General features: G+C 68.2%; 1 protein-coding gene. It reads left to right on the forward strand.

Annotated elements, in window-relative coordinates; genetic code table 11:
• Nucleotides 1-181: 181 nt before the first annotated feature.
• On the forward strand, nt 182-550 hold a 369-nt coding region (locus tag KUM32_RS38810), incomplete at its 3' end, for an ATP-binding cassette domain-containing protein (protein ID WP_217146492.1).

The raw sequence follows: 550 nt of genomic DNA on the forward strand, positions 1-550 counted from the left end.
CGACCGCGGTGATCGTGGCTCTCGGGCCACGGGCTCGTGGGTCGGTCGGTAGCCGACAGGTGGCCGGCGAGCGGTGTGTCCGCACCCTTGCGTAAACAGCGCCGCACACCGCGGAAAATGGTGTGCGGCGCTGCTTGCTGTGGGGTGGCGTGTACGCCTCACGGCCCTTAGCGTGGCCTGCATGATCGAGCTTGTGGGGTTGACGAAACGCTACGGCGACAAGCTCGCCGTGGACCGGTTGACGTTCACCGTGCGCCCCGGGATGGTCACCGGCTTCCTGGGCCCCAACGGTGCCGGCAAGTCCACGACCATGCGCATGATGCTCGACCTGGACAACCCGACGGCCGGGGACGTCCGCATCGACGGCAAGCACTACCGGCAGTTGCGCGATCCGCTCAAGCACATCGGCGCGCTGCTCGACGCGAAGGCCATGCACGGCGGGCGCAGCGCGTACAACCACCTGCTGTGTCTGGCGCAGAGCAACGGCATCCCGACGAGCCGGGTCAGCGAGGTGCTGGACACCGTCGGCCTCTCCTCGGTCGCGAAGAAG

This window comes from Streptomyces sp. AC627_RSS907, from assembly GCF_019049165.1.